Source organism: Thermodesulfitimonas autotrophica (assembly GCF_003815015.1).
Taxonomy (GTDB): domain Bacteria; phylum Bacillota; class Desulfotomaculia; order Desulfotomaculales; family Ammonificaceae; genus Thermodesulfitimonas; species Thermodesulfitimonas autotrophica.
Genome location: NZ_RKRE01000002.1, coordinates 20,893 through 34,363, shown reverse-complemented (window position 1 = coordinate 34,363; position 13,471 = coordinate 20,893). Strand labels below are relative to the sequence as shown.

General features: G+C 58.3%; 12 protein-coding genes and 6 tRNA genes. 8 read left to right on the top strand and 10 right to left on the bottom strand.

The annotated features are described in order from the left end of the window. Positions 1–64 precede the first annotated feature (64 nt). Positions 65–862: a phosphosulfolactate synthase gene (gene comA / locus EDD75_RS03990; protein WP_245963061.1), complete on the top strand. Its 798-nt coding sequence runs from the start codon at positions 65–67 to the stop codon at positions 860–862. 32 nt (positions 863–894) lie between these two features. Here comA and EDD75_RS03985 read toward each other — a convergent pair whose 3' ends face one another. Both EDD75_RS03985 and lspA read right to left on the bottom strand, forming a co-directional pair. Next, the gene (locus EDD75_RS03985) at positions 895–1,824 is read right to left on the bottom strand and encodes an RluA family pseudouridine synthase (RefSeq protein WP_123928473.1); all 930 of its coding nucleotides are present in this window, start codon (positions 1,822–1,824) and stop codon (positions 895–897) included. Between the two features lie 2 nt (positions 1,825–1,826). Then, positions 1,827–2,255: a signal peptidase II gene (gene lspA, locus EDD75_RS03980; RefSeq protein ID WP_170157700.1), complete on the bottom strand. Its 429-nt coding sequence runs from the start codon at positions 2,253–2,255 to the stop codon at positions 1,827–1,829. A gap of 232 nt (positions 2,256–2,487) precedes the next feature. On the opposite strand from lspA, the gene EDD75_RS03975 reads away from it, so the two are divergent. Then, positions 2,488–2,572: transfer RNA gene (locus EDD75_RS03975), tRNA-Leu, on the top strand. A gap of 129 nt (positions 2,573–2,701) precedes the next feature. On the opposite strand, the gene EDD75_RS03970 is transcribed toward EDD75_RS03975, so the two are convergent. After that, positions 2,702–3,208 carry a hypothetical protein gene (locus EDD75_RS03970; RefSeq protein WP_123928467.1) on the bottom strand — a complete coding sequence of 169 codons (507 nt, stop codon included), beginning with the start codon at positions 3,206–3,208 and terminating at the stop codon, positions 2,702–2,704. A gap of 332 nt (positions 3,209–3,540) precedes the next feature. Between EDD75_RS03970 and EDD75_RS03965 the strand changes: the two genes are divergently transcribed. The 6 genes from EDD75_RS03965 (at position 3,541) to disA (ending at position 10,660) form a co-directional block, all read left to right on the top strand. Then, positions 3,541–4,020 (top strand): CtsR family transcriptional regulator, encoded by a 480-nt coding sequence (locus EDD75_RS03965; RefSeq protein ID WP_123928464.1) that lies wholly within the window; start codon positions 3,541–3,543, stop codon positions 4,018–4,020. Between the two features lie 47 nt (positions 4,021–4,067). Continuing rightward, the gene (locus EDD75_RS03960; RefSeq protein WP_123928461.1) at positions 4,068–4,574 is read left to right on the top strand and encodes a UvrB/UvrC motif-containing protein; all 507 of its coding nucleotides are present in this window, start codon (positions 4,068–4,070) and stop codon (positions 4,572–4,574) included. Next, entirely contained in the window at positions 4,575–5,648 is a 1,074-nt protein-coding gene (locus tag EDD75_RS03955) for a protein arginine kinase (RefSeq protein WP_123928458.1), read from the top strand. Positions 5,649–5,691: 43 nt separating this feature from the next. Next, the gene (locus EDD75_RS03950; protein ID WP_281277439.1) at positions 5,692–8,127 is read left to right on the top strand and encodes an ATP-dependent Clp protease ATP-binding subunit; all 2,436 of its coding nucleotides are present in this window, start codon (positions 5,692–5,694) and stop codon (positions 8,125–8,127) included. A 113-nt stretch (positions 8,128–8,240) separates the two neighbouring features. Then, positions 8,241–9,569, top strand: a complete 1,329-nt coding sequence (radA, locus tag EDD75_RS03945; RefSeq protein ID WP_123928451.1) for a DNA repair protein RadA — start codon at positions 8,241–8,243, stop codon at positions 9,567–9,569. A gap of 32 nt (positions 9,570–9,601) precedes the next feature. Continuing rightward, positions 9,602–10,660: a DNA integrity scanning diadenylate cyclase DisA gene (gene disA / locus EDD75_RS03940; RefSeq protein ID WP_123928448.1), complete on the top strand. Its 1,059-nt coding sequence runs from the start codon at positions 9,602–9,604 to the stop codon at positions 10,658–10,660. An 81-nt stretch (positions 10,661–10,741) separates the two neighbouring features. On the opposite strand, the gene EDD75_RS03935 is transcribed toward disA, so the two are convergent. The 7 genes from EDD75_RS03935 to sigH form a co-directional block, all read right to left on the bottom strand. After that, positions 10,742–10,816 (bottom strand) — tRNA-Asn (locus tag EDD75_RS03935). A gap of 111 nt (positions 10,817–10,927) precedes the next feature. Continuing rightward, positions 10,928–12,130, bottom strand: coding sequence for an elongation factor Tu (gene tuf, locus EDD75_RS03930; RefSeq protein WP_123928445.1), 1,203 nt, complete (start codon positions 12,128–12,130; stop codon positions 10,928–10,930). A gap of 151 nt (positions 12,131–12,281) precedes the next feature. Further along, positions 12,282–12,358 (bottom strand) — tRNA-Met (locus tag EDD75_RS03925). A gap of 2 nt (positions 12,359–12,360) precedes the next feature. Next, a tRNA-Thr gene (locus EDD75_RS03920) sits at positions 12,361–12,436 on the bottom strand. A gap of 6 nt (positions 12,437–12,442) precedes the next feature. Beyond that, a tRNA-Met gene (locus EDD75_RS03915) sits at positions 12,443–12,518 on the bottom strand. 99 nt (positions 12,519–12,617) lie between these two features. Continuing rightward, positions 12,618–12,693, bottom strand: a tRNA-Thr gene (locus EDD75_RS03910). 124 nt (positions 12,694–12,817) lie between these two features. Beyond that, entirely contained in the window at positions 12,818–13,465 is a 648-nt protein-coding gene (sigH, locus tag EDD75_RS03905) for an RNA polymerase sporulation sigma factor SigH (RefSeq protein WP_123928443.1), read from the bottom strand. Positions 13,466–13,471: the final 6 nt, after the last annotated feature.

The following is a 13,471-nucleotide window of genomic DNA, read 5'->3' as shown; positions in this document are numbered from 1 at the left end:
GTGCATAGATTGGAAGCGGGTTTGTTTTTCGTACCAGAAAAAGCGAAGAGGGGTTGACAGCGTAGTGACCTGGCAGGAAATCACCGGTTTGCTACCGGCCAGCCGCAGCCTCAAGCGGCCCCGGAACTCTGGGATCACCATGGTCCTGGATAAAGGGCTCGGCCTGAGCGGTACAAGGGATTTTCTCGAAGTGGCCGGGCCTTATGTCGATTTTATCAAACTCGGCTTTGGCACGGCCGTTCTCTACAATCCAGCTTTGCTGGCCAAAAAAGTAGAGCTGATTCGCTCCTGCGGCATCCATGTTTACCCGGGAGGAACTTTCGTCGAAATTGCGCTCGCACGCGGGCACCTGCCGGCCTGCCTCAAGTGCTGTGAGGCTATCGGGTTCACCGCCATCGAGATTTCCGACGGAAGCCTCTCTTTTGACCGCAAAGTCAGGGATTACGCTATCTATCTGGCGCGCGAGGCGGGTTTTACCGTGCTCACCGAGGTAGGGAAGAAGCGGCTGCCGCTCTGCCCCAGTCCGATGGAGATGGCCCGGCAGGCGAACGCGGATCTTAAGGCTGGCGCCCGGTGGGTGATCGTGGAAGGGCGCGAAAGCGGCTGCCAGACCGGGATCTATGATGCCCAGGGGCAGTTGAAGGAAACGGTTTATCAGGCCTTTTGTGGCGCGGTAAGCAGCCTTGAGACCATAATCTGGGAGGCACCCCGGAAGTCGCAACAGGTGGAACTCATTAATCGTCTTGGCCCAGATGTGAACCTCGGAAACATCCCCCCGAGCGAGGTCCTGGCTCTTGAGGCCATGCGCCGTGGCCTACGCGGGGATACGATCGCGATGATTGCTGGTGTGGCGGAGGCGTAATGTTTGCGGTTCACTTTTTGCTCCTGCAGGTTTCATGCCGGTGATACTTCCGCTTCGCGGAGCCTGGCGAGCACTGCGGCAAGCTCTGGCGGCAGCGGTGCTTCGAAGCGGAGAAATTCTCCCGTGGTTGGGTGCGTGAAACCCAGCACGCCAGCGTGGAGGAACTGCCCGCTGAGCCCGAGGTGCGGCCGTGCCGGGCCGTACTTTAGGTCGCCGACCACCGGGTGGCCGATGTGGGTCAGATGGACGCGGATCTGGTGGGTCCGTCCGGTGGCGAGGCGTAACCTAAGCAGCGTGTACCTGGTAAACCGCTCTACTACCTTGTAATGGGTGATTGCCTCTCTTCCGGTTGGGGTTACGGCCATCTTCTGGCGGTCCCGGGGATGACGGCCGATCGGTGCGATTACGGTTCCCGCATCTTCCTTAAGTTGTCCGTAAACAAGCGCCAGGTACTCCCGGAGGATGCGGCGTTCCTTTAGCTGTGTGGCCAGCGAGAGGTGGGCCGCGTCGTTTTTGGCCACCATCAGGAGGCCGGAGGTTTCTTTGTCCAACCGGTGCACGATTCCCGGACGGAGCACCCCGTTAATCCCGGATAGATCGGTGCAGCGGTAAAGGAGGGCATTAACCAGAGTTCCCCGGTAATGTCCAGCCCCCGGGTGGACGACCATCCCCCGGGGCTTGTTGACTACGAGCACGTCTTGGTCCTCGTAGACGATTTCTATCGGGATGGGCTCCGGAATAATTTGCGGGGTTTCCGCCGGCGGTAAGTGCACGCTTATCTCGTCTCCGGGGCGGAGGCGGTAGCTGGGACGGACGGCGCGCGCGTTCACCAGGACCTGGCCCTCGTTAATGAGTTGCTGGAAGCGCGAGCGGCTAATATCCGGAATCTCACGGGCGAGGTAAATATCTATGCGGGTGCCCGCCTCTTCTTCTTCCACGACCAGCCTTTCGATCAGGACCATTCCTATCGCTCCCGCAGCAGATTCAGGATAATTATCCCGACGCCGCAGGTGATCGCGACGTCGGCGATGTTGAAGACCGGCCAGAAACCGAGGTCGACGAAGTCAACGACGTGTCCCAGGCGCAGCCTGTCGATAAGATTACCGAGCGTGCCGCCGAGGATAAGGCCGGCACCGGTGCGCCAGAAGGCGGGTGCTTCTCTGAGCCTGTTGTGCGCGAGAAGAAGGGTAAAGGATAGGAGGAGACCAACCAAAATCAGGAAAAGGTTGCGCTGCGCGAAAAGCCCAAATGCGGCACCGGGATTTTGCACGCGGCGCAGCACTACAAGACCTGGTAACAATACCACCGGGTGAAAAAGATAATTTACTACCAGTATTTTCGCCACCTGGTCGAGTAAAAGACTCAACGCAGCCGTTAGATAAAAGGTGCGCAAAGGTTTTATTCCTCCACCCGCAAGTATTTTGTGACGGTGCCTGTTCAGGATTATATCTTAAGGCGGCCTTAAAGGACAAACCATTTTCGCAATGCAAATCGGGTCTTAAGGCGACCTGCTACACCTGCAGCAGGCAACTTGGAAGCCCTGTTATGCGCTGGCTCGCGGACCGGTGCGGGTCCGTTGACGGGGAACCCCGAGAGGCTTATAATAAGCGTGAGAAGGCTAATGCGCGGGTGTGGCGGAACGGCAGACGCGCCAGACTTAGGATCTGGTGGGGTTTCCCCGTGGGGGTTCAAGTCCCTTCACCCGCACCAGAGATAAATCAAGGGTTCCCGGTTTTTGGGAACCCTTTCCTTTTCTACTTCAGGCCAAGCCCTCTTTCGTACCGTCACAGCCGAACACCGCCGGATGCTGCCCGTCTCAGGCGGTGTTCTCCCAATGGTTTATAGGGGGTGGGGCGATTGGTATCCGGGGCCCTGCCACCGGTCGTCTGGTCCCGGGAACTCCGGGTATGGTGAGGTGCCTGTGGTTTGTTCGCGATCGGCCAGACCGGATGACAGAAGCACCCGGCGAACTGCGTGCAGCCTTTCTTCCAGCTCTTCCTGCGTGGCGAACCAGTTCTTGAACGTCCAGTTACCGGCAATTTCTGAAAGATTGACGGTCCAGGTATTTGTGCCGAGCCAGACATTAAAGGAGTGGGCGTATCTTTTTCTGAATTCTTCTTCCACCCTTGGATCTCCAGGGGACCGGTTTCTGAGTTTGAGCCCTTCCCAGACCCACCATTCGTCGCGCCAGTGAAAGTCGAAACCGAGCCTTAACGGCTGGTGGCCTACGCGCATGTACATGTAGTAGTGAGGGTGGACGGCCCGACGCAACCGAAGACGTCTCTCCCAGAGAAGGTCCCCCAGGACCGTCTCAATAGCTCTTTCCGGCTTGATTAGCTTCGGCATTTCAACCTCACGATCTGCAGGTTGGACCTGCCAGTTGGTATTAATGGTTAAAGAAAAGCGGTCTGTTCTGGTACATCGGCTACATTAACCGCATCTTGAGGATTAGTACCGAAAAGCTTCCCGGGTGCCAGGTAGATTAAGAATTACGGTGACGATATAGGGTGAGGTAGAGTGAAATTCTCATGTTCTGGGTGCTAAGTATTGCCTTTTAGTTTAAATCAGCTTGATACCGGCAAAAATCACTTCTAAAGGGAGTTGCATTCCGGAGAGGTCTTTTGTACTTTAAAGTTAAAGTCAGTTAAAGTCAAACTAATACGCAATTTCTGGTGGTTATGGGAAGGCTTGCTGACGAGATCGAGCGGTACATCAAGGAGTTGCTGGCGGAAAGCCCCACCGGTCAGGTGGAGGTCCGCCGCAACGCGCTGGCCCTCCGTTTTGGCTGTGTGCCGGCGCAGATAAACTATGTGCTCAGCACCCGTTTTACTATCTGGCACGGTTTTTACGTCGAGAGTCGGCGTGGCGGCGGAGGCTTCCTGCGGATTTCGAAGCTGCCGCCGGGCAGCCCTGACGCGCTTGTCTACGAAACGCTCAGGATTTGCGGGGACGAGGTGTCGCAAATTCAGGCGCTGGCGCTGATCGAACGACTGCGGGCGGCGGGGCTGATCAGCGGGCGGGAGGCGAATCTCATGCGGGAAGTCGTTTCCACCGGGTTAAAGGAGGTGGTGCTACCGCTGCGCAACCGGATTCGCGCCGTGTTGCTGCGGGTGATGTTAACCGCTCTCTTCGGGCGCGAGGGGCAGAGCGGAAACTGAGGGGCCGGGGTAAAGCCCCGGAACTTAAATAGGAGGAGGTGGCGGGGTTGCTCTGCGAGCGGTGTGGCAAAAAGCCGGCAACGGTGCATTACACCGAGATTACCAATAATAAGAAGCAGGAGATGCACCTCTGCGAGGAATGTGCGCGGGAAGCCGGGATAACCGGCTTCGGGGGAATGCCGCAGTTTGTATTTCAGGATTTTTTAGGAGGGCTTTTTGAACCGGAGCCAGAAGCCCCAGTAGCAGCCGGCCGGCGGTGCCCGCGCTGTGGCCTTAAGGAGGAAGATTTCCTCCGGCGGGGTATCTTAGGTTGCGCTGAATGTTATTCGGAATTTCGGGGTACGGTCGAACAGGTGCTGCACCGGATTCACGGAACAGTGCAGCATACAGGTAAGGTTCCGGCCCGGGGCGGAAAAATCTCCGGGGTGAAACAGGAACTGGCCCGGTTACGCCGGGAACTCGAAATGGCCGTGCGGAAGGAAGAGTTCGAGAAGGCGGCCAAGCTTCGTGACCGCATCCGGGAACTGGAAAAGAGCCTGGGAGGGGGGAAATGAATGGGCATCAGAGAAACGCTGACAAACCCGCACAGCCGCTGGATGGAAGAAGGCGGGGCGGACGCGGACGTGGTGGTTTCGAGCCGGGTAAGGCTCGCCCGTAACCTCGCCGCCTATCCCTTTCCCCACCGGATGAGCCGGGAGCAGGCGGAGGAGGTCGTCCACGCGGTGCGCCTCGCCGTGGACCGGCCGGAAACGGTGGCTAGGCTCGGACAACTGGACGTCACCTGCCTTGCCGAGCTGACGCCGACGGAAAGGCAGGTTTTGGTGGCGAAGCACCTGGTAAGCCCTGATTTTCTTAAGGGAGACGCAGCGGCGAAGGCGGTGGCCCTGCGGCCGGACGAAGTGCTCAGCATCATGGTTAACGAAGAGGACCACCTACGCATCCAGTGTCTCCTCCCGGGGCTTGCGCTCGACGACTGCTGGGAACTGGCCACCCGGGCAGACGATGCCCTCGAGGCTACGCTCGACTACGCCTTTAGCGAGGATTTCGGTTACCTTACAGCCTGCCCGACCAACGTGGGCACGGGGCTGCGGGCTTCCGTGATGCTGCATCTGCCAGGGCTGGTGGCCACCAAAATGATCGAAGAGGTGGTTTCGGGGCTTAACAAGCTAGGGCTCACAGTACGCGGTCTTTATGGCGAAGGGACGCGGGCTGCGGGGGACCTTTTCCAGGTTTCCAACCAGATCACGCTTGGGCGACGGGAGGAGGAGTTGATCGGTAATCTCAAGGCCCTGGTACGCCGGTTGGTAAACCAAGAGCGCGAAGCGCGGAAGGGGCTTTACCAGAAGGAGCGGGAACTTCTCGAGGATAGAGTTTTCCGGTCCTACGGGATTCTTCGGTACGCTCAGATTATCAGTTCTGAGGAAACGATGAAGCACCTTTCCAACCTGCGTCTTGGTGTGGCGTTAGGGATGCTCAAAGGGATTTCGTACGCCCTTATCGCGGAGTTGATGGTGCTAACGCAGCCGGCTTTTCTGATGAAGATGGCCGGCAGGGAACTAAAACCTTACGAGCGTGATGTCCTGCGCGCGCGGCTGGTGCGCGAGCGGCTGCGCGAGCAGCGTAGGTAGTTTACCAGGCAAAAACTGAGGCAATCATTTTAGTATGGGAGGGATGCAAATGTTCGGTAGATTTACGCAACGGGCACAAAAGGTCCTTCTGCTGGCGCAGGAGGAGGCGCGCTTGATGAACTATCCTTTCGTAGGCACCGAGCACATCCTGCTTGGGCTGGTGCGCGAAGGGGAGGGCGTCGCGGCGCGGGTGCTGAAGGAAATGGGTATCAGTGCAGAGGCGATCCGGGCTCAGGTTGAGCAGCTGGTGGAGCGAGTTCAGGGTCCTCTCGTGCAGGAAGTGAGCCTGACCCCGCGGGCCAAGCGCGTTATAGAGCTGGCTATTGATGAGGCGCGGCAGCTTGGTCACAACTACATCGGTACGGAGCACCTGCTCCTTGGCTTGGTAAGGGAAGGCGAAGGAGTTGCGGCGCGGGCGCTGGCGGCGCTCGGTGTGGAGCTCGACCGTCTCCGGGCGGCAGTGATGGAGGTACTCGGTGCGGGTGTGGCTGCCGGTACCGGGCCCGGAACTGAGAAGGGGCCCTCGAAAACCCCGGTGCTTGACCAGTTCGGGCGGGATTTGACAAGGTTGGCGCGGGAGGACAGGCTTGATCCCGTCGTCGGGCGCGAACAGGAGATCGAGCGGGTGATCCAGATCCTGAGCCGGCGGACGAAAAACAACCCGGTGCTTATCGGCGACCCCGGTGTAGGGAAAACGGCTATTGTTGAGGGTCTGGCCCAGCGGATTGCGGCGGGCAAGGTGCCTGAGGTACTGCTCGATAAGCGGGTCGTAGCGCTGGACCTGGCTTCCGTGGTGGCCGGTACAAAGTACCGGGGCGAATTCGAGGATCGCCTGAAGAAAATTCTCGACGAGATCAGGGGTGCGGGGAACATCATCCTCTTCATCGACGAGCTGCACACGATCATTGGGGCTGGTGCTGCCGAGGGGGCCATCGATGCGGCGAATATCTTGAAGCCTGCCCTGGCGCGGGGTGAGATGCAATGTATCGGTGCGACGACCCTTGACGAGTACCGGAAGCATGTCGAGCGGGACCCGGCGTTAGAGCGCCGCTTCCAGCCGGTGATGGTGGGTGAGCCTACGGTTGAAGAGACGATTGCCATTTTGAAAGGCCTGCGCGACCGGTATGAGGCGCACCATAAGGTAAGGATCACAGACGCGGCTATCGAGGCGGCGGCTAAGCTTTCGGACCGGTACATTACCGACCGTTTCCTGCCGGATAAGGCGATTGACCTGATCGACGAAGCAGCTTCCCGGGTAAGACTCCGGGCGTTCACCCCCCCACCGGACGTAAAGGAGATGGAGCAGCGGCTTGAGGAACTTCGCAAGGAGAAAGAGGCGGCGGTAACCGCTCAGGAGTTTGAAAAGGCTGCCCAGCTCCGGGACCAGGAGGCGCGGCTGCGGAGCGAAATTGAGGCTGCGCGTGAGGCCTGGCGGCAAAAACAGGGGGAAGGTAAGCTGGAGGTAACCGAGGAGGATATTGCGGAAATAGTCGCGAGCTGGACAGGCATTCCGGTAAAACAGCTTAAGGTTGAGGAAACTGAGCGGCTTTTGAAGCTCGAGGAGGTCCTGCACCAGCGGGTGGTTGGCCAGGATGAGGCTGTAAGCGCCGTAGCGCGGGCCATCCGCCGGGCGCGGGCGGGATTAAAGGACCCGCGGCGGCCCATCGGCAGTTTCATCTTTCTCGGGCCTACAGGTGTCGGTAAGACTGAGCTTGCTAAGGCATTGGCCGAAGCCCTTTTCGGCGATGAGGACGCGATGGTCCGTATCGACATGTCCGAGTACATGGAGCGCCATACGGTTTCGCGGCTGGTAGGCGCGCCACCAGGATATGTGGGCTACGAAGAGGGAGGACAGCTTACCGAGGCGGTAAGACGGCGGCCGTACACCGTGGTGCTACTGGACGAAATTGAGAAGGCGCACCCGGACGTCTTCAACATTCTTTTGCAGGTGATGGAAGACGGGCGGCTCACCGATGCCAAGGGGCGCACCGTCGATTTCAAAAACACGGTGATCATCATGACCTCGAACGTCGGCGTCAGGTTGCTGAAGAAGGAAGGGGCGCTCGGTTTCCGGGCCACGGATGACCAAAAGGCGGCGTACGAGGCGATGAAGGAAAAGGTTATGGGTGAGCTCCAGCGGACCTTCCGGCCCGAGTTCCTTAACCGGATCGACGAAATCATCGTCTTCCATCCGCTGACCGAAGAGCACGTCCGGGCGATTATCGACCTGATGCTCAAGGACGTCGGCAAGCGGCTCCAGGAGCAGAACGTCACGGTGGAGTTCGGGGACGGCTTGAAAGACCTGCTGGCGAAGCAGGGTATTGACGAGAAGTTTGGCGCCCGACCGCTGCGCCGCACCATCCAGCGGCTCGTCGAGGACCGGCTTTCAGAAGAACTTTTGAAAGGCACTTTCGCTAAAGGGGATAAGATCGTAGTCGATGCCGAAAATGATACCGTCGTCGTTCGTAAGGTGGCTTAAATTGAAATGGGTTTTTCAAAAAGTCCCGCTAACGCGGGGCTTTTTTTGTGCCGAAAATTGAGATAAACTTAAATTAAAAGTCCATGCTAAAGGAAAGCTGTGCCTGCTAACTCGTGAATAAGTCCGGATTTCGCTGCGATGCTTGCGGTTACCAGTCGCCTCGCTGGCTTGGCCGGTGCCCTGCATGCGGCAGCTGGGACTCGTTTGTCGTTGTTAAAGGGTCCTCGACCTGCCGGGAGAGGCGGACGGCCGCATCCCTACAAACACTGGGGCAAGTCGTGGAGGAAGAAGTCCGCCTGCCGGTAGGCATTGGCGAGTTTGACCGGGTGCTTGGCGGTGGGATTGTTCCCGGTTCGCTCATCCTGATTGGCGGCGATCCCGGCATCGGCAAGTCCACGCTTCTCCTTCAGGTTGCCCGCTCCCTTGGCGAGGAAGGGCCGGTCCTTTACGTGACGGGGGAGGAGTCGGTCCGGCAGGTTTCTTTGCGGGCGAGGCGCTTGGGCGCGGGTCGGGAACAGGTTTATGTAGCGGCAGAAACGGACCTGGAAGCGATTGGCCAATATGTCGACCAGGTTAAGCCCCGGGCCCTCATTGTGGATTCGATCCAGACGATGGTTTCGCCGCGGGTTGAAGCGGTTCCCGGAAGCGTTGCGCAGGTGCGGGAGTGTGCGGCAGAATTTCAGCAGCTGGCGAAAACCCGCGAGCTACCGGTTTTCCTCATCGGCCACGTTACCAAGGAAGGCTTTCTGGCCGGCCCCCGCCTCCTGGAGCACCTCGTCGATGTGGTCCTTTATCTCGAAGGGGACCGGCATTATAACTATCGCATCCTGCGGGGGGTAAAGAACCGCTTTGGCGCCACGAACGAAATTGGCGTTTTTGAGATGACGGCAGAAGGCATGGTAGAGGTTCCGAACCCTTCGCTGATGTTCCTAGGGAAAAGGGAAGAGGCAAAAGTGGGTTCGGTGGTGGTTCCGGTTCTCCAGGGGACGCGGCCGTTACTGGTGGAGGTTCAGGCCCTGGTTTGCCCCAACCCTTACGGGGTGCCGCGCCGGATGGCGGCGGGGTTTGACGCGAACCGGGCCGCCCTGCTTATTGCCGTTCTTGATAAAAAGGTGGGGCTGAAACTCGGGGGCTGCGACATATACATCAATGCGGTGGGCGGGGTGAAGATCCTGGAGCCGGCGGCCGACCTGGCGGTTGCGGTTGCAGTGGCTTCGAGTTACCGTGAGGCGCCGGTTTCACCCGGAACGGTCGTTGTCGGCGAGGTGGGCCTGACGGGTGAGGTCCGGTCGGTAAACGCTCTGGATCTGCGCTTGCGGGAGGCGGCCAAGCTTGGTTTCGGGCGTGCCGTCATCGCTGCCGGGCAGGGACCCGGGAATTACCTCGAAACCGAGGAAGTAAGCACTCTCGCCGCGGCGATAGAAGCGGTATTAGGCGGGTAGTTCAAAACTCAGGAGGAATTCTAGAAAGAAAAATGGAGAGGCAGTTGCTGCGGATCTTACGCCAGGTAGCACCCGGAACGCCGTTACGTGAAGGGCTGGAGTACATCCTCCGTTCGAAAAACGGGGCCCTCATCGTAGTCGGGGACAATGAAAAGGTGCGGGAAATCGCGGAAGGGGGGTTTGTGGTCAACGCCGAGTTTTCTCCGGCCCGGCTCTACGAGTTGGCTAAGATGGACGGAGCCATTATCCTGAGCGAGGACGCCAAAAAGATCATAGCGGCCAACACCCAGCTCATTCCCGACCTCAGTATTCCCTCCACCGAAACGGGTATCCGGCACCGTACGGCGGAACGGGTCGCCAAGCAGACGGGAGCCCTGGTGATTTCGATTTCGCAGCGCCGCAACGTGATTACAGTTTACAAGGGTTCCACGAAATACATGTTGCGGGACCTTGAGGTGGTCCTGGCCAAAGCAAACCAGGCCGTTCAAACGCTGGAGAAGTACCGCGCGGTGCTCAACCAGGCCATGGTCAGCCTTACGGTCCTGGAGTTCGAGGATGCTGTAACCCTCTTTGAGGTAACAAAGGCTATCCAGCGCACCGAGATGACCTTGCGGGTAGTGAAGGAGATCGAACACTACATCGCGGAACTAGGTGAGGAGAGCCGCCTGATCGTGATGCAGGTCGAGGAACTGGTAAACAACATCGAGAATGAGGGTCTTCTGGTAATTCAGGACTATATGGTCGTTGAGGAGAAGACGCCGCGGGATATTCTTGATATCATTGGCAGCTGGCCTTCAGAGGACCTTCTCGACCTTTCGCTCATCGCCCGTGTTTTGGGCTATTCCGGCGGGGGAGGGATCCTGGAGCAGGGGGTTTCGCCGCGCGGCTACCGGATCCTAAGCCGCCTGCCGCGTCTCCCGCTGCCGGTGATCGAAAACATCGTCCGCACTTTTGGTAATTTCAGCCGCATTCTGCAGGCTTCGCTCGAGGAACTCGATGACGTGGAGGGTATCGGCGAGGCGCGGGCGCGACTCATCAAAGAAGGGCTGAAGCGTTACTGGAACCAGCTTTTGCAGGAGCGGTACCGGTAGCGCCGCACGGATCAGGAACCATGCCCCACAAGAATAAAAAACCCGCGAAAGTCGCCTTTCCGCGGGTTCTCTTTTCTTTATTGGCTCCGCGAGCAGGATTCGAACCTGCAACCCTCCGGTTAACAGCCGGATGCTCTACCGTTGAGCTATCGCGGAACGGCTACCTGCAAGGTTTTCTCTACTGCGAAAACCAATATTCATTATAGCAACAAACTTGCGCCGGCGCAACCCCTGAAGCGTTTCTTGCGGCGCTGGAATTTGGTAATCTTACTCCTTGACCCCGGTCACCACACCGGCGCCGACCGTGCGGCCGCCTTCGCGGATGGCGAAGCGGAGACCCTCCTCGATCGCGATTGGCGTGATGAGCTCGATGTCCATCTTAATGTTGTCTCCGGGCATTACCATCTCCACCCCCTCGGGCAGCTTGATGACCCCGGTGACGTCCGTCGTCCGGAAGTAGAACTGCGGCCGGTAGCCGTTAAAGAAAGGCGTGTGGCGCCCGCCCTCCTCCTTCGTCAGCACGTAGACCTCCGCCGAAAACTTGGTATGCGGCTTGATCGTGCCGGGCTTCGCCAACACCATACCGCGCTCGAGCTCATCCCGGTCCACGCCGCGCAGGAGGCACCCAACGTTGTCGCCCGCAACGCCTTCGTCGAGCGTCTTCCGGAACATCTCGACGCTGGTTACTACCGTCTTGCGCGGCTTATCGGAGAAACCTACGATCTCCACTTCGTCGCCCGGCCGGATGCGCCCGCGCTCGATACGTCCGGTGCCCACCGTGCCGCGCCCGGTGATGGTGAAGACGTCCTCAATCGGCATCAGGAACGGCTTGTCAACGTCCCGCTCGGGCGTCGGGATGTATTCGTCCACGGCGTCCATCAGCTTCCAGATAGAGCCGCAGTACGGACACTCCCGCGAGGCGCAGCCGCACTCAAGCGCCTTGAGCGCCGAGCCCATGATGACCGGAATCTCGTCGCCCGGGAAGTCGTAATTCGAGAGCAGCTCGCGCACTTCCATCTCGACGAGCTCCAAAAGCTCCGGATCGTCAACCATGTCGGTCTTGTTCATGTAGACGACGATGTAGGGCACGTTAACCTGCCGCGCCAACAGAATGTGCTCCCGCGTCTGGGGCATCGGCCCGTCGGCAGCGGAAACAACCAGGATCGCCCCGTCCATCTGGGCCGCGCCGGTGATCATGTTCTTGATGTAGTCAGCGTGACCGGGGCAGTCAACGTGCGCGTAGTGGCGCTTTTCGGTCTCGTACTCGACGTGGGCGGTGTTGATGGTGATACCCCGCGCCTTCTCTTCCGGCGCGTTATCGATTTCGTCGTACTTCTTGTAGGCAGCCATTCCCTGCTTGGAAAGCACTAAAGTGATCGCTGCCGTCAGGGTCGTCTTCCCGTGGTCCACGTGACCGATCGTGCCGATGTTAACGTGCGGTTTCGTCCGGACAAATTTCTGCTTGGCCATGAATCTCTGTGCCTCCTTACTTTCCTCCTTGCTGATAGGGTAAACAGTAACGGGTTAAACCAAAGGTTGATAATTCGCTTTGAGCAAAGAAATTCCTGCTAAGCCATAAGAAAAAACCTGAACGTGCGTCCAGGCTTTTAAATCTCCGTTTTGGTGGCGGCGCAGGGACTCGAACCCCGGACACTGCGGGTATGAACCGCATGCTCTGACCAACTGAGCTACGCCGCCTCTGGAGCCCATAGCCGGGGTCGAACCGGCGACCTCATCCTTACCAAGGATGCGCTCTGCCTCCTGAGCTATATGGGCATTTATTGGTTGCGGGGGTAGGATTTGAACCTACGACCTTCGGGTTATGAGCCCGACGAGCTACCTGCTGCTCCACCCCGCGGCGTCACAAAAATCATTATAGCACAAAACGTAAATCTTTTCAAACCTAAGTTGCTTAGCAAAATTTTGGTTTGTAGGTGCAGCCTCCGGTGTCTTTTCCTGGAGCTGGGGATGGGACTTGAACCCACAACCTGCTGATTACAAGTCAGCTGCTCTGCCGTTTGAGCTACCCCAGCGTTATAAAACCGATCGCGAAACCATTATAAAGTACGCCCGCGCCGGCGTCAAGGAGACCGTGGTGGGATTGGGACGTTACGGTATCAACACCCAGAGAAAACTTAAGGGGCCGAGGCCCCTATTTTAATTTTCCCGTTTTTCGAGGTAACGCTCCAACTTTCGCTTGACGCGTTGCAGGGCGTTATCGACCGATTTTACGTGGCGGTTTAGGTCCCCGGCGATTTCCTGGTAAGACTTGCCGTTCAGGTAGGAGACGAGAACCTTTCGCTCTAAAACGCTGAGCAGTTCACCGATCTTTTCTTCAATATGGTCGAACTCCTCGCGGCTAATTACCAACTCCTCCGGATCGGTAAGCCCCGCGCCGGACACGACGTCGAGCAACGTCCGGTCCGAATCTTCGTCGTAAATGGGCTTATTAAGCGAGACATAAGAATTGAGTGGAATATGCTTTTGTCTGGTTGCCGTTTTGATGGCGGTGATAATCTGTCTGGTAATGCACAGCTCCGCGAAAGCCCGAAAGGAAGATAGCTTATCCAGCCGAAAGTCCCGGATGGCCTTGTAGAGTCCGATCATTCCTTCTTGGATGATGTCTTCGCGGTCGGCACCGATGAGGAAGTAGGAGCGTGCTTTCGCCCGTACAAAATTCTTGTACTTGTTAATCAAGAATTCCTGGGCCTCAATGTCGCCGTCCCTCGCGTATGCCACGATTTCCTCGTCCTGCATGGCATCAAAGACCGCGCAGGCTTGCCGGCTCAACCCGTTGAGGCTCAACCTATC